The 22,850-nt window shown below is 69.8% G+C and carries 25 protein-coding genes and 1 pseudogene; 6 read left to right on the top strand and 20 right to left on the bottom strand.

Annotated features, from left to right (window positions below):
* Window positions 1–10 precede the first annotated feature (10 nt).
* The 15 genes from tilS to ABNX41_RS09605 all read right to left on the bottom strand — a co-directional run bounded on the left by tilS (window position 11) and on the right by ABNX41_RS09605 (window position 12,110).
* Window positions 11–1,390, bottom strand: a complete 1,380-nt coding sequence (tilS, locus tag ABNX41_RS09675) for a tRNA lysidine(34) synthetase TilS (RefSeq protein ID WP_438669523.1) — start codon at window positions 1,388–1,390, stop codon at window positions 11–13.
* A complete protein-coding gene (locus tag ABNX41_RS09670) occupies window positions 1,381–2,316 on the bottom strand; it encodes a tetratricopeptide repeat protein (protein WP_438669522.1) in 936 nt (311 codons plus the stop codon). Before ABNX41_RS09670 ends, tilS begins: the two co-directional genes overlap by 10 nt.
* Window position 2,317: 1 nt before the next feature.
* Entirely contained in the window at window positions 2,318–2,848 is a 531-nt protein-coding gene (pal, locus tag ABNX41_RS09665) for a peptidoglycan-associated lipoprotein Pal (RefSeq protein ID WP_438669521.1), read from the bottom strand.
* A gap of 148 nt (window positions 2,849–2,996) precedes the next feature.
* Window positions 2,997–4,331: a Tol-Pal system beta propeller repeat protein TolB gene (gene tolB / locus ABNX41_RS09660; protein ID WP_438669520.1), complete on the bottom strand. Its 1,335-nt coding sequence runs from the start codon at window positions 4,329–4,331 to the stop codon at window positions 2,997–2,999.
* Window positions 4,332–4,436: 105 nt separating this feature from the next.
* The gene (gene tolA / locus ABNX41_RS09655) at window positions 4,437–5,606 is read right to left on the bottom strand and encodes a cell envelope integrity protein TolA (protein ID WP_438669519.1); all 1,170 of its coding nucleotides are present in this window, start codon (window positions 5,604–5,606) and stop codon (window positions 4,437–4,439) included.
* A gap of 7 nt (window positions 5,607–5,613) precedes the next feature.
* Complete coding sequence (locus ABNX41_RS09650) at window positions 5,614–6,090, bottom strand: ExbD/TolR family protein (RefSeq protein ID WP_438669518.1); 477 nt, start codon at window positions 6,088–6,090, stop codon at window positions 5,614–5,616.
* A 3-nt stretch (window positions 6,091–6,093) separates the two neighbouring features.
* Window positions 6,094–6,789 (bottom strand): protein TolQ, encoded by a 696-nt coding sequence (gene tolQ, locus ABNX41_RS09645; protein WP_438669517.1) that lies wholly within the window; start codon window positions 6,787–6,789, stop codon window positions 6,094–6,096.
* A 188-nt stretch (window positions 6,790–6,977) separates the two neighbouring features.
* Complete coding sequence (gene ybgC / locus ABNX41_RS09640; protein ID WP_438669516.1) at window positions 6,978–7,394, bottom strand: tol-pal system-associated acyl-CoA thioesterase; 417 nt, start codon at window positions 7,392–7,394, stop codon at window positions 6,978–6,980.
* A complete protein-coding gene (locus ABNX41_RS09635; RefSeq protein WP_438669515.1) occupies window positions 7,391–8,038 on the bottom strand; it encodes a hypothetical protein in 648 nt (215 codons plus the stop codon). The genes ybgC and ABNX41_RS09635 overlap by 4 nt, the downstream gene beginning before the upstream one ends.
* 29 nt (window positions 8,039–8,067) lie before the next feature.
* Window positions 8,068–8,253 carry a zinc-finger domain-containing protein gene (locus ABNX41_RS09630; RefSeq protein WP_438669514.1) on the bottom strand — a complete coding sequence of 62 codons (186 nt, stop codon included), beginning with the start codon at window positions 8,251–8,253 and terminating at the stop codon, window positions 8,068–8,070.
* Between the two features lie 82 nt (window positions 8,254–8,335).
* Window positions 8,336–9,109, bottom strand: a complete 774-nt coding sequence (locus ABNX41_RS09625) for a hydroxypyruvate isomerase family protein (RefSeq protein ID WP_438669513.1) — start codon at window positions 9,107–9,109, stop codon at window positions 8,336–8,338.
* Between the two features lie 25 nt (window positions 9,110–9,134).
* Window positions 9,135–9,761 carry a DUF1285 domain-containing protein gene (locus ABNX41_RS09620; RefSeq protein WP_438669512.1) on the bottom strand — a complete coding sequence of 209 codons (627 nt, stop codon included), beginning with the start codon at window positions 9,759–9,761 and terminating at the stop codon, window positions 9,135–9,137.
* A gap of 56 nt (window positions 9,762–9,817) precedes the next feature.
* Entirely contained in the window at window positions 9,818–10,924 is a 1,107-nt protein-coding gene (locus ABNX41_RS09615) for a glycosyltransferase family 61 protein (RefSeq protein ID WP_438669511.1), read from the bottom strand.
* Between the two features lie 6 nt (window positions 10,925–10,930).
* Window positions 10,931–11,632 carry a DUF599 domain-containing protein gene (locus tag ABNX41_RS09610; protein WP_438669510.1) on the bottom strand — a complete coding sequence of 234 codons (702 nt, stop codon included), beginning with the start codon at window positions 11,630–11,632 and terminating at the stop codon, window positions 10,931–10,933.
* Window positions 11,633–11,696: 64 nt separating this feature from the next.
* Window positions 11,697–12,110 carry a CopD family protein gene (locus ABNX41_RS09605; protein WP_438669509.1) on the bottom strand — a complete coding sequence of 138 codons (414 nt, stop codon included), beginning with the start codon at window positions 12,108–12,110 and terminating at the stop codon, window positions 11,697–11,699.
* 429 nt (window positions 12,111–12,539) lie between these two features.
* On the opposite strand from ABNX41_RS09605, the gene ABNX41_RS09600 reads away from it, so the two are divergent.
* On the top strand, window positions 12,540–13,388 hold the full coding sequence (locus tag ABNX41_RS09600) for a trypsin-like serine peptidase (protein ID WP_438669508.1): 849 nt from the start codon (window positions 12,540–12,542) through the stop codon (window positions 13,386–13,388).
* Between the two features lie 307 nt (window positions 13,389–13,695).
* Window positions 13,696–14,172 carry an Hsp20 family protein gene (locus ABNX41_RS09595; protein ID WP_438669507.1) on the top strand — a complete coding sequence of 159 codons (477 nt, stop codon included), beginning with the start codon at window positions 13,696–13,698 and terminating at the stop codon, window positions 14,170–14,172.
* A 79-nt stretch (window positions 14,173–14,251) separates the two neighbouring features.
* Here ABNX41_RS09595 and ABNX41_RS09590 read toward each other — a convergent pair whose 3' ends face one another.
* From ABNX41_RS09590 to ABNX41_RS09570, 5 genes are all read right to left on the bottom strand, one after another.
* On the bottom strand, window positions 14,252–16,267 hold the full coding sequence (locus tag ABNX41_RS09590; RefSeq protein ID WP_438669506.1) for a vWA domain-containing protein: 2,016 nt from the start codon (window positions 16,265–16,267) through the stop codon (window positions 14,252–14,254).
* The gene (locus tag ABNX41_RS09585) at window positions 16,264–16,800 is read right to left on the bottom strand and encodes an RNA polymerase sigma factor (protein WP_438669625.1); all 537 of its coding nucleotides are present in this window, start codon (window positions 16,798–16,800) and stop codon (window positions 16,264–16,266) included. Before ABNX41_RS09585 ends, ABNX41_RS09590 begins: the two co-directional genes overlap by 4 nt.
* Window positions 16,801–17,021: 221 nt before the next feature.
* The gene (locus ABNX41_RS09580; RefSeq protein ID WP_438669505.1) at window positions 17,022–17,501 is read right to left on the bottom strand and encodes a peptidoglycan-binding domain-containing protein; all 480 of its coding nucleotides are present in this window, start codon (window positions 17,499–17,501) and stop codon (window positions 17,022–17,024) included.
* 319 nt (window positions 17,502–17,820) lie between these two features.
* Window positions 17,821–19,299, bottom strand: coding sequence for an NAD-dependent succinate-semialdehyde dehydrogenase (locus ABNX41_RS09575; protein ID WP_438669624.1), 1,479 nt, complete (start codon window positions 19,297–19,299; stop codon window positions 17,821–17,823).
* A 157-nt stretch (window positions 19,300–19,456) separates the two neighbouring features.
* A complete protein-coding gene (locus ABNX41_RS09570) occupies window positions 19,457–19,843 on the bottom strand; it encodes a MerR family transcriptional regulator (RefSeq protein ID WP_438669504.1) in 387 nt (128 codons plus the stop codon).
* 279 nt (window positions 19,844–20,122) lie between these two features.
* Between ABNX41_RS09570 and ABNX41_RS09565 the strand changes: the two genes are divergently transcribed.
* From ABNX41_RS09565 to ABNX41_RS09550, 4 genes and pseudogenes are all read left to right on the top strand, one after another.
* Entirely contained in the window at window positions 20,123–20,596 is a 474-nt protein-coding gene (locus ABNX41_RS09565) for a PaaI family thioesterase (protein ID WP_438669503.1), read from the top strand.
* The gene (locus ABNX41_RS09560; protein ID WP_438669502.1) at window positions 20,589–21,119 is read left to right on the top strand and encodes a PaaI family thioesterase; all 531 of its coding nucleotides are present in this window, start codon (window positions 20,589–20,591) and stop codon (window positions 21,117–21,119) included. The genes ABNX41_RS09565 and ABNX41_RS09560 overlap by 8 nt, the downstream gene beginning before the upstream one ends.
* 79 nt (window positions 21,120–21,198) lie before the next feature.
* The gene (locus tag ABNX41_RS09555) at window positions 21,199–21,654 is read left to right on the top strand and encodes a universal stress protein (protein ID WP_438669501.1); all 456 of its coding nucleotides are present in this window, start codon (window positions 21,199–21,201) and stop codon (window positions 21,652–21,654) included.
* 218 nt (window positions 21,655–21,872) lie between these two features.
* A pseudogene (locus ABNX41_RS09550) lies at window positions 21,873–22,850 on the top strand (hypothetical protein); the annotation flags it as partial.

The raw sequence follows: 22,850 nt of genomic DNA, 5'->3' as shown, positions 1-22,850 counted from the left end.
GCGGCGGGGTTCAATGCGATATGATGAAGCTGGCCAGATCCGGCACGATCCTTGCCCTCCAGGGCGCGTCTTTTCGGGCATTTTCCGGCAGGGCGAGCGGCGCGGCCAGAAGCGCATCCCCCCGCCAGAGCGCGGGCGAGACCTCCAGCAAGCCGCGCGGCAGGCCGGTTTCGCGCCAGTCCGGCAGGCAGGCAAGGCCCCCGGCCCCCAAGGCGCGGATCTCGGCGCCCCGGCTGTCGGCCGCGGCGTCGGCATCGGCATCGGCGGACTCCAGGCGCCAGCGATGGTCCCAAAGCGCATCGGGCGCCACGGCGCCCTGTTGCGCGCGGGGTTCGCGCAGCGCAAGGATGCGGCCGTCGCGAATCGCGAAGCGCACGCCCGAGAGGGTCGCCGCCCGCCCCTCCAAGAGCGCAAGCTCAAGCCGGGCCAGAGCCTCGGCGCGCGGCGGATGGCGCGCGCCCGAGAACCATTGCAGCGCCCCGACCAGCAGGCGGCGGCGGATCTCGGGGAAAAGCCCGGCCAGGCCCGTGGGGTCGAGCCAGAGCCCCCCCGCCTCCTCGCGCGCCACCCGGGCCAGCGCCTCGGCGGTGGCGGCGCGGGCCATCGACCGGACATCGGCCAGATTGCCGATGGTGCCGTTCAACTGCGCCACCGTGATCCCCAGCGGCGCCAGCGTGGCCAGCGCCTTGCGGGCACGGGCGCGCAGATAGCGCGGGTTCTCGTTCGAGGGATCGTCGCGCCAGCCAAGGCCCCGGCGCAGAAGATAATCGCGCAGCGCCGCACGCTCGACCCCAAGCAGCGGGCGGATGAAGCGCATGCCGCATTCCATGCGCGATGGCGCCATGCCGGCCAGCCCCTCCAGCCCCGAGCGGCGCGAAAGCCCCATCAGGAAGGTCTCGGCCTGGTCGGTCGCGGTATGGCCCAGGCAGACCGCCGCCAGATCGCGCCCCCGCGCCCAATCGGACAGCAGGCGGTGGCGGGCGCGGCTGGCCTCCTGCATCAGATTGCCGGTGGCGGGGCGGTCGCGCCAGACCAGCAGGTCATGGCCAAGGCCGAGGCGGGCGCAGATCCGCGCGACGAAGGCGGCCTCCTCGGCGGATTCGGGGCGAAGCCGGTGATCGACGCTGGCGACCGAAAGCCGCCAGCCCGCCGCCCCCGCCAGACCGGCCATCAGATGCAGCATCGCCATGGAATCGCCGCCGCCCGAGACGGCAAGGCCAAGGCGAATCCCGGCTCCGTCCCCGGGCCGTCCCCCCGAAAAGAACCCGCGCATGGCCGCAAGAAGATGCGCCTCGATCCGCCGGTCGTCCTCTCCGGCCGTCGGGCCCGCGCCGCCGCCTGTGGGCTGCGACCCATGCTGCGACCCGTCCTCGGGCCCGCTCAGAGGCACCCCAGGCCCTGAAGCGCGATCGGCGCTCGCGTCGCCGCCATCGAGCCGGGATATTCGATCCCAACCTGCTGCAGCGTGGTGCAGGCCTCGTATTGCAGGCCCAGCATGCCCAGCGATTCGCCCAGCTTCAGCAGCGCATCCGACGCGAACGCGCCCTGCGGATTGGTCGAATAGGCGGCAAGATAGGCCCGCGCCGCATCCGCCACCGCCTGGTTCCCGGTCGTGGCCAGATACGAGGCCGCGCCCTCGGCCGATTGCGCAAGCTGCGACAGCGCCTCGCCGCGCAGGTAATGCGCCTCCTGGATCAGCGGCCCGCCAGGATAGGATTGGGCATAGGCCTCAAAGAGCGATGCAGCACCGGGAAAGTCACCTTGACCGAGCACCTCCCGGGCCCGGTCGAAATCCGCCTGTTCGCTGACGGCAAGCTCTGGCTGACCCGTGCCGCCCGTGGCGGCGGGCGGCGGCGGCGACACCGGCGCCGAGGTTGCGCCCCCCCCCGCCCCGCCAAGGGTCGCGGTCTGGCCCATGTTCAGGGGATCGCAGCCCGGCGTCGCCTCGCACAGCCGGAATTCGATGTCGCCGATGCGGTTGGTGCCGTCCGAGACCACGCGGTTCAGCCGCAATTCGATCTCTTCGGCGCGGGCGGTCAGCCGCATCAGCTCGGATTCGATGGTGTCCATCCGCGCCAACGCATCGACGCCGCCCAGGCGGGCAGAGGCGCCGGTGGTCACCAGCTCGTTCTTCAGCGCGTTGAACTCGGCCGCGAGCTGGCCAAGCTCGACCCGGATGTCGGCCAGGGTCTCGGCCCCCGCCGGGGCGGCGAAGGGCGCGGCAAGGGACAGCGCCAGCAGGGGCAGCGCGAACCGGATCCCGGCCCGGCGCCGCCCGGCGGCGGGGGCTGCGGGCGCCCGGCCCGCCCCTTGCATCTCAGACCCCCGAGCCGACCGACAGCACCGTGACGGCGCGGCGGTTCTGCGAATAGCAGGCCTCGGTCGAGCAGACCTCGATCGGGCGCTCTTTCCCGTAGGAGATGGTGCGCATCCGGGTGCCCGACACGCCCTGGCTCAGCAGGAACTGCTGCACCGAGGCCGCACGCCGCGCGCCGAGGGCGAGGTTGTATTCGCGCGTCCCCTGTTCGTCGGCATGGCCTTCGATGATGATCGCATAGCCCGGGTTCTGGTTCAGCCAGCCCGCCTGGGCGGTCAGCACCTGGCGCGCCTCGGGCGACAGGGTGGACTGGTCAATGGCGAACAGGACCCGGTCGCCCACCCTCTGGTTGAAATAGGCGATCGAGCGCGGATCGTTCGGATCGCCCAGCCCGGTGGTGTCGATATAGCCGCCACCGGCACCGCCCGCGCCACCGGCGCCACCCGCGCCCGCGCCGTAACGGTCGGGATTCTGGCAGGCCGCCAGTACCAGGCCGGCCATCAGGATCAGGGCCTTGGAAGTCAGGGTCATGTCGGACTGTCCTCTCGTCTTTTCAGGAAACGGCGCTTGGGCCATCTGGTTTCTTCGCAACCTATCAGCTTCGCGCGCGCCGGGAAATCGGCGAAAGCGCCTATGGCGGGCCGCCGCGATCAAATCGCGGTCAGGCCGGGGCCGGGCCTCAGGGCAAAAGCGGCGACCAGGCCGGGTCCGAGGCCGCGCTTTCGGTCACGATCTGCTTGAGGTTGCGCCCGGTGATGTCGACCGACCACAGGCTGGCCTGCCCGCCCGCGCCCGAGGTTTCGCGCGTGAACATGATAACCCGCCCGTTCGGTGCCCAGGTCGGGCCCTCGTCCAGGAAGGACGAGGTCAGAAGCCGCTCCTCGGTCCCGTCCGAGCGCATGACGCCGATATGGAACCGGCCCGCATTCTGCTTGGTGAAGGCGATCAGGTCGCCCCGGGGCGACCAGACCGGGGTGCCGTAGCGCCCCTCGCCGCCCGAGATGCGCCGCGCCTCGCCGCCGTTGGCGCCCATGACATAGATCTGCGAGCCGCCGGTGCGGTCGCTTTCGAAGACGATCCGGCTGCCGTCCGGGCTGAACGAGGGCGCGGTCTCGATCGAGGGGGCGTTGGTCAGCTGCGCGGTCTGGTTCGAGCGCAGGTTCATCAGGAAGATGTCGGTGTTGCCGCCACGCTCAAGACTGTAGACGACCGAGCCGCCGTCGGGCGAAAAGCGCGGCGCGAAGGTCATGGTGCCGGGCTGTTCGGCCAGCGTCTGGCGGCGCAGCGTCGCCACATCCATCAGGGTGATGCGGGGAAAGCCGGTCTCGTAGCTGGTGTAGAGGATGCGGTCGCCGGTGGGCGAAAAGCGCGGCGCCAGCACGATGGAGCTGGAATCGGTAAGATATTGCACATTGGCGCCGTCGTAATCCATCACCGCCAGCCGCTTGAGCCGCGCGTTCTTCGGCCCGGTCTCGGAGACGAAGACGACGCGGCTGTCGAAATAGCCGCCCTCGCCGGTGATCTTGGAATAGACCACATCCGCGACCTTGTGCGACATGCGCCGCCAACCTGCGGTGGTGCCCGCGAATTGCAGCGCCGCGCCGTCGATCTGGCGGCCGTTCAGGATGTCATAGGCGCGGAACTTCACCGTGATCCGGTCGCCCGCGACCGAGACCGCGCCGGTGATCAGCACCTGGGCATTGACCGCGCGCCAGTCCTCATAGGCAATGCCCGCCTCGAAAGAGGTCACGCGCCCGATATGCGCGGCCTGGGGGATCTCGCGGAAAAAGCCGGTGCCGACCAGGTCCGAGACCACGACCCGCGACAGATCGGCGGCATAGCGGCCCGCGCCGCCTTCGTCGACGAAGGCCGGGACGGCGATCGGCATCGGCTCGATCACGCCCGAATCGATGACGATACGCGGCGGCGCGCCTTGCGCGCGGGCGAAAGTCGCGGGGCCGAGCGCGGCGCCAAGGGCCAGACCGGCCATGAAATTCCTGCGGGCGAGATTCATGCGTCCCTTACTCCGTTCCTGCCGTCATGGCCCGGGATGGCCCCGGGAGGTTTGCGTGTTCAGGGGAAAAAGGCCCAACGCCTCCCCCCGGGTGATGGTTCCGCCTCAACGCATCCGCATCCCGTTCGCGTCGAAGACGATTTCAAGCACTTTCCAGGTCTCGTATTTCTCGGGCGGCAGCGGGATGCCGCCCTCGACATAGGCGCGCTGGATCGCGCGGCGCGCGGCGGCGAAGGCCACTTCGGCGGCCTGCGGCGTGGGCGCGTCGCTTTCGATCATGCGGATGTCGATGGGCCGCCCCGAAGGATCGAACTCGACCCGCACCACGATCACCGTGCGCATCACATCCGAAGAGACATTGCCCAGGTTCCACTTGCCGCCGATGGCCGAGCGGATGTTGCCCATGTCCGAGGCGGTCAGCGGCGGGCCCGAGGCCGCGCTGCCGCTGCCGCCGGTTCCGGTCGGGCCAGGGGGCGGGGCGGGGGTCTGGGCAGGCGCCTCGCGCGCGGCCTCGGCCACGGCGGCGGCAATCGCATCCGCCTCGGCATCCGCGGCGGCGGGCGGTGTCGGGCGCGGCGTCTCGGCCACGGGGGCAGGTGTCGGCGGGGCGGCCGGGCGCGCCCTGGGGCGGGGCGAGGTGGTCATGCCAAGCGCCTCGTCCTGCTCCTGCGTCGCCTCGGTGCGCAGGACATCGCCGGATTCCTCGGGGACGGTCTCGGCCTGCGCCTCGGGTTCGGGCTGGGGCGAGGGCTCGGGCGTCTCACTGACCGCCTCTTGTGGGGCTTCGCTGCTCACGGCCTCCTCGGGCAGGCTGACCGGATCGGGCGCCACGCGGTCGGCGGGCTTCGGCCTTGGCCGCATCGAGGCGGACATCGACGGCAGGGGCTGTTCCTCCTCGGCCACCACGACATCCATGGGCTGCGGCAGCGCCGGGACCGGATCGGGATCGGGCTGCACCGGATCGGGCGCGACCACGGGCGGGGGTTCGGTGGGCGACGGTTCGGCGGGTGTCGGTTCGGGCGGCGCGGGTTCGGCGGGCGCCGGATCGGCCGGGGTCTCGGCGGCGGGTTCGGCCGGGGTCTCGACCCGCGCGGGCGCCGCCGCCTCAAGTGCCGCGAATTCGCTCGACGACATGGTGGAGACCGTCATCGGCACCACTTCGATGTTCGAACGCGGCCGGTAGAACCAGTCGCCCACGACGATCCACAGGATGGCCACCCCATGTCCCGCCCCGGACCAGAAGGTGCCCGTCTTGAGACGTGCCTCCCACTCCATGGCGGCCTCAGTTCCCGGCGCCGAAATCCGGCCCCTGCGTATCGGTCACGAAGCCGATGTTGTTGAACCCGGCGTTCGAAAGCGCGCCCATGACCTGGGCCACCCGCTCATAGGGCAGGTTGCCGTCGGCCAGCAGATAGACCTTGTCCGAGGCGCGCTCGGCCGCGACGCCGCGCAGCATCGGGATGAATTCGCTCTCGGCCACCTCGGTCGACATCACCATGAGGCCGCCATCGGCGCGCAAGGTGATCTTGAGCGGCTCCTCCTGCTCCGAGGGCAGCGCGCTGGCCGCCGTGCGCGGCAGTTGCACATCGACGCCCGGCGTCATCATCGGCGCAGCGACCATGAAGATGATCAAGAGCACCAGCATCACGTCCACGAAGGGCGTGACGTTGATCTCGCTCATCGCGGCCGAGGAACCGCGCCGCCTGCGCCCGCGCCGTCCACCGCCCCCGCCCGACTTCCTGATGACACCCGCGCCCATGGCTCAGGCATCCAACTGGCGCGACAGGATGGTCGCGAATTCGTCGGCGAAGGCCTCGTGGCCGCCGATGACATGCTCGGCATCGGAATTGAGCTTGTTGTAGAAGACCACCGCCGGAATGGCCGCGATAAGGCCCATGCCGGTCGCAAGCAGCGCCTCGGCGATGCCCGGCGCCACCACGGCGAGCGAGGTGTTCTGGCTGATCGCGATCTGCTCGAAGGAATATTTGATGCCCCAGACCGTGCCGAACAGCCCGATGAAAGGCGCGGTCGAGCCGGTGGTGGCGAGGAAGGACAGCCGCGCGTTCAGCTTTTCGCTTTCGCGCGAGATCGCGACATCCATCGCCCGGTCGATCCGCTGCGAGGCATTGGCGATCAGCCCTCCGTCCGCGCGGTGGCTGCGGCGCCATTCCAGCATGCCGGCGGCAAAGACCTTCTCCGGCGCGCTGGCGGGCTCGGGTCCGATACGCTCGTATAGCTCGTCCAGCGGCTCGCCCGACCAGAAGGCGCGGTCGAAGGCATCCGCCTCGGCCCGGGCGCGGCGGAACAGGATGTGCTTCTGGATGATGATCGCCCAGGACCAGAACGACATGACCAGAAGGCCGATCATGACCAGCTTGACCACGAAAGTGGCCTTGGCAAAAAGCGCGAGAAGCGAGAAGTCAAGCTCCTGCGCCATCGAAAGGGCTTCGGTTTCCATTACGCCTGCTCGTTTGTCGTTGCTCGGACCGTTTCCCCGGACCGTTACCCGCGATTCTATCAAGGATACAGGGGGAAAGCCAACACAGATTGGCGAGCGGCGAGGCTTCGCCACAGGCTGAAACATTATATGTGCCCCGAAGGGCCGCCCCGTCTTCGGTCCGCCCCGCGTTCGGTCGGCCCCCGCGCTCAGCCGACACCGCTCTCAGCCGACACCGCGCTCAGCCGTGCCCGCACGGGCCCGGGCAACCGCGCGGGCCTGCCCTGGGCATTCATGCAGACCAGCGTGACCAGGGCGCGAAACAGCGTGACGCCGTCGCGCCGCACCTCCTGCGCCAGTTCGATCCGGGCGCCGCCGATCTGGAGAAGGCGGGTCGCGACCTCCAGTTCCTCGCCGAAACGGGCGGGGGAAAGATAGTCGGCCTCGACCCGGCGCACGGCGAAGACGATGCCCTCGGCCTCTTTCAAAGCCATCTGGTCGACGCCCTGCCCCCGCACCCATTCCGAGCGCCCGCGCTCGATGAATTTCAGATAGTTGGCGTAATAGACGATGCCCGCCAGATCGGTGTCCTCGTAATAGACGCGGACCGGGAAAGAGTGGCTCATGCCCCCGCCCCCGCCTGCCCCAGCCGGGCGGCAAGGCGCAGGGCATGGGCCGGGTCGCGGCTGGCGGCGGGCAGGACCGGGTCGTAGGCGGCGCGGATCAGCCCGGCGATCTCGGGGCGCAGGACCACGGTCCCGCCCATGCGGGCCAGGGGCGGCCGCGCGGCGAAGGCGCCGTCGCCCCAGCTCAGCATGACCCCCGCCGCCTGCGCCAGCGCAAGATCGGCGGCGGGCATCGCGGCCAGATCGCGGTCCATGCGCAGGAAGACGAAGACCGCCCGGATCGCGCCATCGGGGTCGAAGCGGAACACGCGATATTGATTGGCGCCCTGCGCCTCCAGCCGGGCGCAGAGCGGGCCCAGATCCGGCAGCAGCCGATCGAGGTTGGGAACCTCGGGCAATTCGGCCCAGTCGCGGAAGAAGAACACCATCAGATTCGCGCCAAGCTCGGGATCGGTCTCGGCCATGCGGTGCCCCGCCAGCGCCACCACCGCCTCGATCGCCCCCTTGATCGTGGCGAGCGTGGCCTCGTCGACGCCGAAGACCACCGGCACGATCGGCCGCCCCCAGCGGGCGCAGAGGAAATCCCCGCCTGCAGAGGTCGAGTCGGCGCGGGTGAACAGGGCCTGAACCTGGTCTGGCGTCATCTGGTCGGTCCCGGCCCCCCGTGCCCGGATCAGTGGTCGTCGTGGGCGTGTTCGCGGTCGATCTCGAACCGGCGGTCGCAATAGCCGCATTCGACAAAGCCGGTGTCGCGCGGGATGGTCAGCCAGACCCGGGGATGGCCGAGCGCGCCCTCGCCGCCGTCGCAGGCCACTTTCCAGGTGGTGACGCGCTTGGTTTCCGGTGCGGGAATGGTCATGGCTTCAAATCCTGCGGATGGCTGCTGGCACCATATTAGATAGCGCGCGCGCAGGGGGCAAGCGGGCGCAGCCACCCACGGTTCAGGCCCCGATCAGCCCGCCGCGCGATTTAAGCGCGTTGAGCCAGAAAAGCCCCTGCGCCGTGCCCTTGGCCGGGCGGTATTCGGCGCCGATCCAGACATTCTCCATCCCATCCACCGCATCGCAAAGCGCGGGCAGGGAAAACCCGCCGCCGCCCGGCTCGTGCCGCGCGGGAAAGCCCGCGATCTGGACATGGTTGACGCGGTGGCGATGCGTCCGCCAGACCGCATCGGCATCGCCATGCAGCCGCGCCGCATGCCACAGGTCGAATTGCAGCCCCAGGCGCGGCGCCCCCAGATCGTCGAGGATCCGCGCCGCCTGGTCGAAATCGTTCAGGAAATAGCCCGGCATGTCCTCGGGGTTCAGCGGCTCCAGCGTCAGGCGCAGATCCGGCGCCTGCGCCAGCGCCCAGGCCAGATTCTCGACCAGCGTGGCCTCGGCCTGGGGGCCGCGCGCGACGCCGGTCATGACATGGACGCTTTCGGCCCCCAGCCTTGCGGCATATTCCGCCGCGCGCAGGAACCCCTCGCGGAAGGTGTCCTCCTGCCCCGGCCGGGCGGCGAAGCCCCGGTCGCCCGAGCGCCAGTCCCCCGGCGGGGTGTTGATCAGGGCGACCGGCATCCCGTCCAGCGCCCGCTCCCATTCGGCGATGGGTTGGTCGTAGGGAAACAGCAGCTCGACCCCGTCAAAGCCGGTGCGCCGCGCCCATTCAGGGCGGTCGAACATCGGCACCTCGTTGAAGAGATAGGTCAGGTTGGCGGCGAAACGGGGCATCTGGGGGCAAGGCTCGGGCGTCGGATCAGGAAAGTTCGGAAGAGAGGATCATCGGAAAGAACCGCCCCGAAGACCAGAGGCCGAACCAGCTACGCCCGTCCACCGCCTCATGGCAAGCCAGATCCGCCAGACGGTAGAAGGATTTCCGGTCGATCCGCGCCCACAGGTCGTCCCGGATCAGGACATAGGGCGATGGCTCGGCGGTCTCGGCGTCGCGCTCGAAGCGCAGGGGATGCGCCGCCCCTGCGGCCGCGCTGTCGCCGGTCCGGGTGGCGAAGGTCAGGACCTGGTCGCGGCCCGCGCCCCGAAGGGTGAAGTCATCGGCCAGGAACGGCGCGTCGTCGACAATGATCCCCACCTTTTCGACCGGGGTCACCAGGAAGTAGCGGTCCTCCTCGCGCTTGAGGATGGTCGAGAACAGCCGCACCAGCGCCGGGCGCCCGATCGGCGTGCCAAGGTAGTGCCAGCTTCCGTCCCTTGCGATCCGCATGTCGATATCGCCGCAAAAGGGCGGATCCCACAGATGGACCGGCGGCAAGCCCCGGCTGTCGGCGCCCCCCGCCCGGGCCGCCCGGGCCAAAGCATCGGCATCGGGCGCGGCAGGCGGCTTACGCGCCGCCCCGGCAGGGGCCTTCCCGCTGTCATCCGTCATCCTGAGGCCCTCCTCCGCCCGGGACTGTGCCGCAACCGGAAGCGGGGGGCAAGGCGTCACGCTTCCCGGCCCGGGGCCGCCGGGTCGAAGGCGGCGGCGGCGATCGCCTCGGGGTCGGCGACGAAGGCGGTGTGGTAGCGCCCGGCCAGCCGACGCGGCAATTGCGCGATCCGCGCCGCCAAGGGCAGCGCCCCGGGCGGCAGCCCCTCGGCCGAAACGATGACATGGTCGAGCCCGAACCGCGCCGCCGTCAGCCCGGTCCAGGCGCCCTCCATCCCCGGGGGGCGGATCTCGACCACCCGCGCGCCCTCGGGCAGGAAAGGGATGTTCGCAAGCGCCGCGCCCGAGGCCGCGATCACCACCCGCGCCCGCCCGAAGGCGGCGATCTGCTCGGCCGGTTCCATCCGGCCAGGATCGATCACCCGCACACCGCGCGCGGCCAGACCGCGCTCCAGCGCCGCCTCGTCCAGAAAGATCCGCGCCGAGCGCCCACGGCGCGAGAGATAGAGGCTCTCCCCCGCACCGGACAGGGGCGCCCCGGACAAGGACGGCCGCCGCCCCCCCAGCCGCGCGAAGCTGCGCAGCAAAAGTGCGCCGCTGCGCTGAAGGTAATGATCAAGCGTGGTGGCATAGACCAATTGGTCGAATTCGATCACCGGATCCGGGGGGAAGCGCAGCCGATGTTCCAGCCCCGCCAGCCGCGCGAGCGCCGCCTGCCAGGGCCGCAGCGCAGGCGAGACCGGCGGGTAAAGCGAAGAGAGGCCGGTTTCCTCCAGCGCGGTCAGGCCGGGCAATGCGTCGAACAGGAAATGGCCGTAATTCGCCTGCGCGCCCATCGGCAGCCACAGCGCGCCGCGCCCCATGCGCCGCGGCCGCAGCCGGTGCAGCATGCGCCGCGACCGGGCCAGCGCGGGGGGCGGGATCTCGGCGGCGGGGGCGGCGGGCAGGCGGCCGTCCCGCGTCATCACCAGCCCGGTGTCGCGATGCCAGAGCGCGCCGCGCAGCACCACCAGCCGCAGGGGGCCGACCGGATAGCCCGCGAACCAGCCCTCGGTCTCAAGCAGATCCTGCCCGTCGCCGCAGCTTTCGCCCCGGGCAAGGCGCCCGGCCAGCCCGGCGATCCGGGGCAGGAACCGGCCCTCGTCGACAGGATGGCGGGCCATCCCCCCTCAATCCGTCGAGAAGTCGCGCAACAGGACCGAGCGCGAATGCGACCGGAACTCACGCCGGATCAGCACGGCAACCGTGGCGAATGTCGCCAGCGCCAGCGCCAGCGCGCCGAACAGCCAGCCAAGCGCGGCCAGCGCGAAATAGATCGAGCGCAGGCCCCGATTGTAGCTGCGCGCGGCGGTGATGTTCAACTCGGCCGCCTGGGTGGCGCGGAAATAGGCCAGCGGGTTGTCGCGCTCGTTCGGGACGGCGGCCATCAGCACCGCGCAATAGCCGAACAGCCGATGCGCCCAGATGAATTTCAAAAGCGCATTGGCCATGAACCCCATGGGCAACAGCAGCTTGAGCGCGAAATCCACCCGCTCGGCGTCCAGCGGCAGGTCGGCGGCCAGTTCGCGCATCGCGGCGGAATTGCCGATCAGCGCCGCGCCACCGCCGATGGCGATCATCGAGGCCGAGACGAAGAAGGTCGTCCCCTGCCGCAACGACCCGATCAGCGAAACGTCGAACAGCCTTGGCACCCGGGTCACGAAGACCCGCATCCAGTCGCGCCGATGCTCCTCCATCAGGATCGAGACCGAGACCCGCCACTTTGGCGGATTCTCGATCAGCCAGCCGGTAGCGATCCAGGCGATCACGATGAAGCCGACCGAGAGAAGGTCGGGAAGGGGCACGGTTGATATGGCGTCGATCAGTTTCATGGCATGCGGAATGGCGGAAGGAATACGGGAAGCAGAGGGCCCTGGCCGCGGAACGGCGCCGGTCTCAGAACGGCTTTACCACCACGGCCCAGAGAATGGCGATGGTGAATATCACGCTGATCTCGTTGAATATCCGCAGGAAACGGTCGGATTCGCGGAACTCGCCCCTGCGGGCGCGAAGCACCAGCCGCCCGGTCCAGATGTAGTGAACGCCCAGGCAGGCGACGAGCGTGATCTTCAGATGCAGCCAGGGGTCGAACCCCCAGAGCCCGAAGGCGAGCCAAAGCCCGGTCGCGATGGCGACGACGGCAAGCCCGGCGGAAAAGCGGTAGAGCCGGATGGTCAGATCGCCCAAGGGGCCGAATTCCCCCAGCCGCGCCCATTCGCGCTTCCAGTAGATCAGCGCGCGCGGCACCGCGAAGATCGAGGTCATCCACCCCATGACCGCAAGGATATGTATGATCTTGACCCAGTCCATGCCCCGACAGGTGCCAGATCGGCGCGGGCGGGCGCAAGGGAAAAGCGTGGGTGGGAGTTGTGCTCCTTGCGCTCCTTGCGCTCCTTGCGCTCCTTGCGCTCCTTGCGCAGAGGCGGTGACGCCCTGTTGCCCTCAAGGCAAGAGGCCAGCGCCCCGACGCCGCCCCCAGATCGGCACATTCACCGGGGCGCGCTTCGGGTTGCGGTCCGGGCGGGCGCGGACGCCCCTGTCCTGGACCTGCGCCGGGATGGGGCGGGGTCCAAGGACCGGGCGATCAGGGGCCGGGCTCTAGCAATGGCGGGCGTCAAGCCGGTTGCTTTTGCCACAAATCTGCCCGATTCTTGCACCATGCCGGGGGTCGCCCCCAACCGCCGACTCCCGACCGCTGCCCCCCGGACCCGCGCGCACGCCCCCCCGAACGGACCACAGATGCCGCCTGCCCTTCGCCTTGCCATGATCGCGCTGGCCCCCGTCCTGCTGGCCCTTTTCGCGGGCCCATCGCGCGCCGAGACGCCCGGGTCCCGGGCCGGCGCGCTGACCGGCATGCAGACCGCGGACGAGGCCCGGGGCTGGGGCGGCGTCGGCAAGCTGCTTCTCGGCGAGAGGGGCTTTTGCACCGGCGTTCTTATCGGGCCCCGGATGGTGCTGACCGCCGCGCATTGCCTTTTCGACAAGGAGACCGGCGCGCGCACGCCCGACGGGCTGATCACCTTCCAGGCCGGATGGCGCAACGGCCGCGCCGAAGCCTATCGCGGCATCCGCCGCTCGCTCGCCCATCCCGACTACATCTATTCGGGCGAGGACGAGCTGGAGCGGGTGGGCTACGATCTAGCCCTTCTGGAGCTTGACCAGCCGATCCTGCTGCCACAGCTTCCGCCCTTCGACATCGGGACGCGGCCCGGCACGGGCGCTGCGGTCTCGGTGGTCTCCTACGCCCGCGACCGCGCCGAAATCCCCTCGATCGAGCGCGACTGCCGGGTGATCTCGGGCCTGGACCCGACGCTGGTGCTAAGCTGCGACATCGACTTCGGCTCTTCCGGCGCGCCGGTCTTCGCGGTCGAGGCCGGGGTGGCAAGGGTGGTCTCGGTGATCTCGGCCAAGGCCGAATACGGCGGGCGCAAGGTGGCGCTGGCGGTGCCGATCGACGCGCCGCTGGCGCTGCTGCAAGCCGAGTTCGCAGCCGGGGCCGAGGAACGCGCGCCCACGGTGCGGGTGATCTCGGGCGGCGGCGCGGGTCGGCCGGAAAGCGGCGGCGGGGCGAAATTCGTCAGGCCCTGAGGCGCCGACCGTGGAATATCGGCCCCGATACCTGCGCTGAGGTCCCCTGACATGCCTTGCGGGTGCCCGGGATGCCCCCGAACCGAAGCCGCCGGGCCCGCGCCCGAAACCCGCTCGCAAGCCACCCAATCGCCGGACCGGCCACGGCACCGCCGCCGGGGTTCCATGGCCAGCGACGCCTCTTGAAACCCGATCCCGCGCTTCCCAGATCAATCCCGTGCCGGATGCCAAGGACGGGTCCGGCCCGACCCCCTGCCCGCAAGGGAGGGCCCAACCATACGCATCGCTTCCCAAGGAGGATGACCCCATGCGCAGCTTCGATTTCGCGCCCCTCTACCGTGCCACCGTCGGCTTCGACCGCGTGGCCGACCTGATGGACCGTGTGCTTTCGGCCGATGTGGCCCAGCCTGGCTATCCGCCCTACAATATCGAAAAGACCGACGACAACGCCTATCGCATCTCGATCGCGGTCGCCGGTTTCACCCCCGACGAGCTTTCGGTCGAGGTGAAGGACGGCAGCCTGCTTGTCACCGCCCGCAAGCCCACCGACGAAACCCCTCGCAACTTCCTGCATCGCGGCATCGCCACCCGGGCCTTCGAGCGGCGCTTCGCGCTGGCCGATCACGTCCGCGTCTCGGGCGCGAGCCATGAGCATGGCATGCTGCATATCGACCTCGTGCGCGAACTGCCCGAGGCGATGAAGCCGCGCCGGATCGCGATTTCCAGCGCCGCAACCCCGGAGGCCCCCGCCGAGATCGAGGCCCGGGCCGAAGCGATCAACTGACCGCCGCCGGGCGGGCCCGAAAAAAGGAAAGGCGCGCCGGATCACCGGCGCGCCTTTTTCTTCCGTGCCGGATCGCGGGTCAGCGCGCCAGGGTCTGCGCCAGCCGCATCAGGTTGACCGCCTCGATCCGGTAGCCGAAGGCATCCTCGCCCCGGTTCTCCAGCGCCAGCGCAATCGCCTCGTCGTAGCCCCAGCCGCCCAGATAGGTCCCGCCGGTCAGAAGCTGGCCGAAGCCCGCGATGGCGGCGGCGAAGCGGGCCTCGGTCCCGGCGGACTCGGTCCCGATGATCGCCACCTCGGCAAGCTGCGAGCGATCCTCGCCCGGGGTTTTCCAGCGCAGGCGCAGGAAGCCGAGCTCCCCCAGCGGATCGCCCGCGGCCTCGGCCCCCGGGCCATAGCGCAGGGGCTCGTTCAGCAGCGCAGGCGAGCCGGGCGCGGTCACCTCGTAGATCGCCGTGACCTGAAGGCCCGCGCCGATCTCTCCGGCGTCGATCTTGTCGTTCGAGAAATCCTCGCGCCGCAGGGCCCGGGTCTCATAGCCGATCAGCCGGTATTCCGCGACCGTGGCGGGGTTCCATTCCACCTGGACCTTCACATCGTCGGCGATGGGGAAAAGCGCGCCCGTCAACTGGTCGACCAGCACCTTGCGCGCCTCGGACAGCGTGTCGATATAGGCGGCCGTGCCGTTGCCGTTCTGCGCCAGCGCCTGCATCACCGCATCGTCGAGATTGCCGCGCCCGAAGCCCAGCACCGACAGATAGCTGCCGCTGTCGCGCTTGGCGGCGACATAATCGGTCAGCCCCGCCGGATCGGACAGGCCAAGGTTGAAATCGCCATCCGTCGCCAGAAGGATACGGCTGACCTCGCCCTCGCCCGCCATGCGCTCGGCGGTCAGATAGGCCAGTTCCAGCCCCGCCGCGCCCGCCGTGCCGCCGCCCGCCGTCAGATTGTCCAGCGCGGCCAGGATCGTCGCGCGGTCCGAGGCCGCCGTCGGCTCCAGCGCCACGCCCGCCGATCCGGCATAGGTCACGATGGCGACCTGATCCTCGGGGCGCAGCTCCGGCAGCATCAGCGCCAGCGACTGACGCAGCAGCGGCAGCTTGTTCGCCGCCTCCATCGAGCCCGAAGTGTCGATGAGGAACACCAGATTCAGGGGCGGGCGCGCCGCCACCTCGGGCAAGGCGCCCTGAAGCGCGACGGTGACCAGCCGGGTATCGGCGTTCCAGGGAGTCGGCATCACCGAGAGGCTGGCGCGGAAGGCCGCGCCGTCTTCGGGGGCGGGCAGGTCATAGGGGAAATAATTCACCATTTCCTCGATCCGCACCTGTTCGGGCGCGGGCAGGACGCCAAGCCCGAGGGTCGAGCGGATCACCGCCCAGGAGGCGGTATCGACATCAGCCGAGAAGGTCGAGACTGGCTCTTCGGCGGTGATCCGCACCGGATTGGGCGCGGCTTCGGGATAGGCCTCGTCCCCAGGATCGGGCAGATAGGCCGGGGCCGCCTCGGCCATGGGCGGCATGGCGGGGACGGGCGGCGCATATATGGGGGGCGCAAGCGCGGGCGCGGCCTCTCGCGCCAGGGCGGGCGCGGCCTGATCCGCGGCCACCGCCAGTTCCATCGGCGCCGTTTCCGCAAGCCCGGGTTCCGCAGGCAGGAGCTCAGCGGTCGCCAGTTCCGCCACCTCGGCCTCAGGCATGGCGGCTTCGGTCCGGGCGGCTTCGGTCAGGGCGGCACCGCCCGCCCCCGCAGTGCCCGATCCAGCATCGCCCGCAGCGGCCACCGGATCGGCGGCGGGAGTGGGCGCCATCAGCCGCCCGCCCTGCGGCAGGAAGACCGCAAGCCCGACGACAAGCGCCGCGACCGAGGTGGTGGCGGCAAGCGCCGGTTTGCGCGACAGGAATTCCAGCATGTTCAAAACTCCGTTCCAAAGCCCCGCCCGGCCTGGGCGGTCTTCCTTGGGACGTGTCTCGGGGGCCAGGGCTTGGAGCCGGTCGAAATTTTCCATCGCCTGCGCCAGGGCGCGGTCGCGCGCGGCGGCATCCGGCGCGGGCGCGGCCCTCAGGACGGAACGGAGTGCTTCGAATTCGTCGGTCATCTCGCCTCCTCGGCGGCCAGGGCGCGCAGCCTTTTCCTCACTTCGGACATGCGCCAGGCGATCGTGCCCTCGCTGACGCCCAGCACCATGCCCGCCTCGGCCTGGCTCATCTCCTCGCCCAGGACCAGCGCGCAGGTGTCGCGCAATTCGGGCGAAAGCCGGGTCATCGCGGCGGTCAGCCAGGCCCCGGCCTCGTTCGCGGCCAGGATCTCCGCCTGGCGGGCGATCTCCCAATCGCCCCAGCCGTCGGCGGCGCGGGCGCGGGTGGCCTGGCGGCGGCGCAGGTCATGGGCGGCATTGACCACGACGCGGTAAAGCCAGGTGGTGAAGCGCGCCTCGCCCCGCCAGCGCGACAGCTTGACCGGAAGCGCGGCGCAGATCTCCTGCGCCAGATCCTCGGCATCGGCATGAGAGCCGCTCAGCCGCCAGGCCAGGGCGAAGATGCGGTCGTAATGGCGCGAAACCAGCGTGGCGAAGGCCACGCGGTCGCCGCCTGCGGCGGCCTGGGCAAGGGTCTCGTCCGGGGTATCCATCAGCATGACACCTATTCAGACGCGGACGCCGGGGCAATCCTTGGCGCGCGCGGCGCTTTTTGTGCGTTCTTCCCATCCGACATGAAAAACCCCTCGTGCCCGCAGGGGCACGAGGGGGGGGGAGACGGGCCCGGCCCGTCAACCCCGGGGATCCGAGCCCGGGGACCCGGGGCGTCAGGGGCCGGACTGGGGACAGATGCGGGCGGATCCTGCCCCGGCGATCAGAACAGCAGCCCGTCATAGACCGCGAAGGCCCCACCGGTCGTGCGCAGGCTGGAGCCGTGACCGGTGTCGCGGGCATAGGCCGTGATCGCATTGTAGGTGCCCTGGCCGAACACGCCGTCGACCCCGCCACGATAATAGCCATGCGCCTTCAGGCGGCGCTGGATCGCGCGGCGCTCGGCGACCGAATAGCTTTTGAACGCCTGGGCCGCCGGGGTGGCATGGATCGAGGTCGTATGGACCGGCCGCGAGGGCGCGACATGGACCGGCGGCCTGGGGGCGACATAGACCGGCGCGGGGGGCGTGGCCTTGCGGTGGCGTTTGCTCTCGATGATCTCGTCGATGATGATCGCGGCGGCGACGCCGGCGACGAAACCCTGCTCCTTCTTGCCCCAGGCCAGCGCGGGCGAGGCGGCGGCCGTGGCCATGGTCACGGCGGCAAGGGCGGCGATCGAGGTGTTTTTCAGCATGGGCAGCATGTCCGGTGTCCTTTCCAGGTCTGAACCAGCCCTCCAGCAGCGGGGGGTGATGGAATCAGAATGGGACGCCGGGCCATGCCAGGCAAAATCACCGCGCCGATAGCGGGGAACAGGCGATTGATATCGGATAGCACCCATGTTTCCAAAGGGTTGCGATAGGCGTTCGGGCGGGGATCCGCCCCGAATGCGAAACGGGGCCCGAAGGCCCCGTCCCCGTCCGCGCGGAAAACGATTCCCCGCCGCCCGGTTCGCAGCCCGGATCCGGCGCCGGAAACCCGGACCTCGGGAAAATCCGCGCCGCCGACAGGCCCTGCCGCGATCAGACCGAGAGGCAGATATATTTCATCTCAAGGTAATCCTCGGTGCCGTGATGGCTGCCCTCACGCCCGAGGCCCGATTGCTTGACGCCGCCGAAGGGCGCCACCTCGGTCGAGATGATGCCGGTGTTCACGCCGACGATGCCGTATTCCAGCGCCTCCTGCACGCGCGTCACCCGGCCGATGTCGCGGGCGAAGAAATAGGCGGCAAGGCCGAAGATGGTGGCATTGGCCTTTTCGACCACCTCTTCCTCGGTCTCGAAACGGAACAGCGGGGCGAGCGGGCCGAAGGTCTCTTCGGTGGTGACCAGCATCTCGTCGGTGACGCCGGTCAGGATGGTGGGCTGGAAGAACGAGCCGCCCAGGTCATGCCGCGCGCCCCCCAGCGAGACCTCGGCCCCCTTGGCTTTCGCGTCGGCGACATGTTCCTCGACCTTCTCGACCGCCTTTACGTTGATCAAGGGGCCGAACTGGACGCCATCGGCCAGCCCGTCGCCGACCCTGGCCCCCGCCACCGCCTCTTTCAGCTTGGCCGCGAAGGCGTCGTAGACACCCGCCTGCACATAGATCCGGTTGGCGCAGACGCAGGTCTGGCCGTTGTTGCGGAACTTCGACACCATGGCGCCAGCCACCGCCGCATCCAGATCGGCATCGTCGAAGACGATGAAGGGGGCGTTGCCGCCAAGCTCCATCGAGCATTTCATCACCTGGTCGGCGGCCTGGCGCAGCAGGATCCGCCCCACCTCGGTCGAGCCGGTGAAGGTCAGCTTGCGCACCGCGGGATTTTCGCAGAATTCCTTGCCAATGTCCGAGGAGCGGCTGGAGGTCACCACCGAGAACAGCCCCGCAGGCAGGCCCGCGCGTTCCGCGAGAACCGCGATGGCCAGCGCCGACAGCGGCGTCTCGGCCGCCGGGCGGGCGACGAAGGCGCAGCCCACGGCCAGCGCCGGGCCGCATTTGCGGGTAATCATCGCATTGGGGAAGTTCCAGGGCGTGATCGAGGCCACGACCCCGATCGGCTGCTTGATCACGGTGATGCGCTTGTCGCGCTGATGGCCGGGGATGGTCTCGCCATAGACGCGCTTGGCCTCTTCGGCGAACCATTCGATAAAGCTGGCGCCATAGGCGATCTCGCCCTTGGCCTCGGCCAGGGGCTTGCCCATCTCGGCGGTCAGGATCAGGCCCAGGTCGTCCTGGTTCGCCATCATCAGGTCGAACCAGGCGCGCAGGACGGCCGCGCGTTCCTTGCCGGTGCGCGCGGCCCATTCCTTCTGCGCCTTGACGGCCGCGGCGATGGCGCGGGCGGTCTCGGCCCGCGACAGGTCGGCCACGCGCGCGATCACGTCGCCGCGCGCGGGGTTGGTGACCTCGAATGTCGCGCCATCGTCGGCGTCGATCCATTCGCCGGCGACGTAGGCCTTGCCGACCAGAAGCGAGGGATCTTTCAGAAGCGAGCGAAGATCGGTGACGGAATCGAGCATGACGGCCTCCGGCGGGTTCAGGGATGCACCAAGCGTTAGGGTGTCGGGGGGTCGCTTGTCCAGTTCAACCGCCATGATAAGTCCAGTTGCGGGCGCAAGTCGCGCCGGGCTGGCGGCATCGCCGCCGGACGCGCGGCGGCCGCAGGGGCCGGGGCCGTCAATCCTCGGGCAGTTTGCGCATCTCTTCCGCCGCCGTCTCGCGCAGCGCGTGCAGATCCTGGATCGAGCTTTCCAGCTCGTCCTTCTGGCGCTTGAGCTCGACAAGCTGGCGGTCGGCCATCTGGAGCCAGGCCTCAAGCTGGCGCCGCTCGCCCTTCTTGCCGTAGATCAGAAGCCATTGGCGGATTTCCTCAAGGCTGAAGCCGAAGCGGCGGCCGCGCAGGATCAGCTTCATCCGCGCCACCTCGCGCGGGCCGTAGAAACGCGACCGGCCCTCGCGCTCGGGCGCGATAAGTTCGATATATTCGTAATAGCGCAGGGTGCGGGGGGTCACCTCGAACCTTGCGCACATTTCCTTGAAGTTCAGACGGGCGGGTTCGGTCATGCGGGCCTCCGAGGGAAACCTAGGACGAAGGGCAAGGCAATGGCAAGGATGGCCGCAGGGCCGCGAGGGGCGGCGCCGACCGGCCCCGGGACGAAAGCGCCGCGAGGTCACGCCGCGCGTGGGCTTGCGCCTGCCGGGGCGGCGCGGTTTGATGGCGGCACCGCGCCCGCGAGGGGTGCGGGTGACGCGGCGGCAAATGGCCGAGAGCCGGGCCATTCGGGCGGGCGGAACAGACAGGCCGAACGGACAGGCCGGGGGAACGGGGCGGACGGATCCGCGATGGATGATATCCTCACTCAGGCGCGGCGTTTCATCACGGCGCTGCCCCATGCCAAGGCGCTCGGGATGACGCTTGAGGAACTGGGCGCGGGCCGCGCGGTCATCTCGATGCCCTGGGACGAAAGGCTCGTCGGCGATCCTTCGACCGGGGTGATCCATGGCGGCGCGGTCTCGACGCTGATGGACACCGCCTCGGGGACGGCGGTGATGAGCCATCCGGCAGGCCCCGCCTCGACCGCGACGCTGGATCTGCGCATCGACTACATGCGGCCCGCCGTGCCCGGCCAGCGCATCCGCGCCCGGGCGGAATGCCATCACATCACCCGCTCGGTCGCCTTCGTGCGCGTGGTGGCGACGGACGACAACGAGGCCCGCCCCGTCGCCATGGGCAATGGCGCCTTCATCGTCGAGCCCCATGGCAAGCCCGAAGCGAAGGCCTTCGGCAAGGGCCGGAAGGAAGCGCCGCATGACTGACGCCCCCTCAGGCGATCCCCGCGCCGAGACGCTGGAGCGGCTTGTCGGTGCGCTGCCCTATCTGCGCTTCCTGGGCATCCGCTTCGACCGTGCGGGGGATGAGCTGACCGCCGTCCTGCCCTTCCAGCCGATGCTGATCGGCAATCCCCTGATTCCCGCGATCCACGGTGGCGTGACGGCGGCGTTTCTTGAGGTGACCGCCATCGTCGGCCTGGTCTGGGCGGGGCTGGAAAGCGGGTCGCAGCCCGCCCCGGCCGCCGGGCCGCCAGGCGTCGGAGCCGCCCCCGCGACGCCCGCGCACCTGGCATTGCCCCCGCAATCGCTGCCCAAAACCATCGACATCACGGTGGATTACCTTCGCCCCGGCCATCCGCGCGACAGTTTCGCCCGCGCCCGCATCAACCGGCAGGGCCGCCGCTACGCCAGCGTCCATGTCGAGGCCTGGCAGGACAGCCCCGACCGGCTTTTCGCCCAATGCACCGGCCATTTCCTGATGCCCGACCCCTTGATGCCCACGCCCTGATCCCGCCCGCCCGCGACGCTTGCCTTTTGCCACCCGGTCGTTCCAAACTCTGGCGGCAAACAAGGGAAGGGCCCGGGACATGCGAAAGTTTCTGGTCGTGCTGGACGACAGCCGCGAATGCCTGAACGCGATGCGCTACGCCGCGCTGCGCGCCGCGCATACCGGCGGGGGCGTGCAGATCCTGTCGATCATCCCGCCCGAGGAATTCCAGCACTGGATGGGGGTCGCCGACCTGATACGGGCCGAGGCGCGCGAAAGGATCGAGGCGCATTTCGAGGTCTTCGCCAAATGGATGCGCGACCGCCAGGGCGTGAACCCCGAACTCGTGGTGCGCGAGGGCGACGCGGTGGCGGAGATCCTCGCCCAGGTCAGCGCCGATCCCGAGATCGGCGTCCTGGTCCTGGGGGCGGGCAGCGACAAGCACGGCCCCGGCCCGCTCGTCTCGGCGATGAGCCGAAGCTCGGGCAGCCTGCCGATTCCCGTCACCATCGTGCCAGGCGACATGTCGAAGGAACGGCTTGAGCGGATCACCTGATCCAGTGCGCCCGGGTAGCCCCGCCCCCGCCGGAACCGGGCCCGGACCGCGGGTGATCGCGCCACATGCGGATCACCCGACCCCTGCGGGTGCAAGATTCTCTTTTCAAGCCGGGCAAAGCCGGGCAGCATGGCGCCCATCCCGGGGTCGGGTTTTGGACCGGGATTGAAACTTGGCCGGGGCGGACCTGGCCGGAATGACATTCGGAGACTGCCGATATGCGCGCGACCGTTTCGGTTTTCGCCTCTATCATGATGGCCTTGGGCCTGCTGCTTGCCCTCGGGCCCCAGAAAGCGGCGGCGCAAGCCTGGATCGACCAGCCCTTCGACCCCTCCATGGCCAGCCGCGAGGATATCGCGACGATCCAGGCGGCGCTGGCGTTCTCCGGCGATTACTACGGCTTCCTCGACGGCAGCTGGAACCGCGAATCCGATGCCGCGCTGGTCGCCTATGTCCAGCGCAGCCGTGGCGCGCGCGTGCCGGTGTTTCGCGACCTGACCGATCTGGTCCGCCCGCTGGAGGAAGAACGGGTCCGCCACAACTGGCAGCTTTTCTACGACGAGGTGGGCAATACCTCCTACCTGCACCCGTTCGAACTGCTCAAGCAGATCGACAATCCGAACGAACTCGAATTCCTCTCGACGGACGAGGAATTCTCGATGATCATCCGCTATGAAAAGCTTGCGGGCGTGCAGGCCGGCCACGACTGGTTCCTGAACAAGGCCAAGGCGGGCACCGAGCCCTACCGATTCTCGGACGACACGCTCTGGATCACCTCGGCCACGATCGACGGCGATTTCACCGCCTATGCGCGTTCCGATTTCTGGGACGGCGAATGGACCACGATGTCGATCGTGGTCACGCCGAAATACTTCTACCACCTGAACCTGCTGGCCGCTTCGGCGACGCCCGGCGGAAGCCCCGCCTCGCTGATGTGGACCCAGGGCGGCGTTCTGGACCTGCTGTTCAACGGCGGGCCGGGGTCGGCGCCGCCCTCGACCGCCTCGGCCGGGGTCGGCGGCGACCCCAAGGACCAGGTGCGCCGCCCGATGCCGCCCGGCGTGGCCGAGGCGCCGCCCCCCGCCACCATTCCCGGCGCGCCCGGAGGCTCGGGCCCGATCGAGGCGCGGGTGCCCGATCCCACGCCGACCCCGACCCCCACGCCCACACCGACGCCCACACCGCCGCCCTCGGAC

The sequence above is a fragment of the Pseudogemmobacter sonorensis genome (assembly GCF_042762395.1).
In the GTDB taxonomy this organism is placed as follows: Bacteria; Pseudomonadota; Alphaproteobacteria; order Rhodobacterales; family Rhodobacteraceae; genus Pseudogemmobacter; species Pseudogemmobacter sonorensis.
The sequence above is the reverse complement of the archived record's forward strand: the minus strand, read 5'-3'. Positions and strand labels throughout refer to the sequence as shown.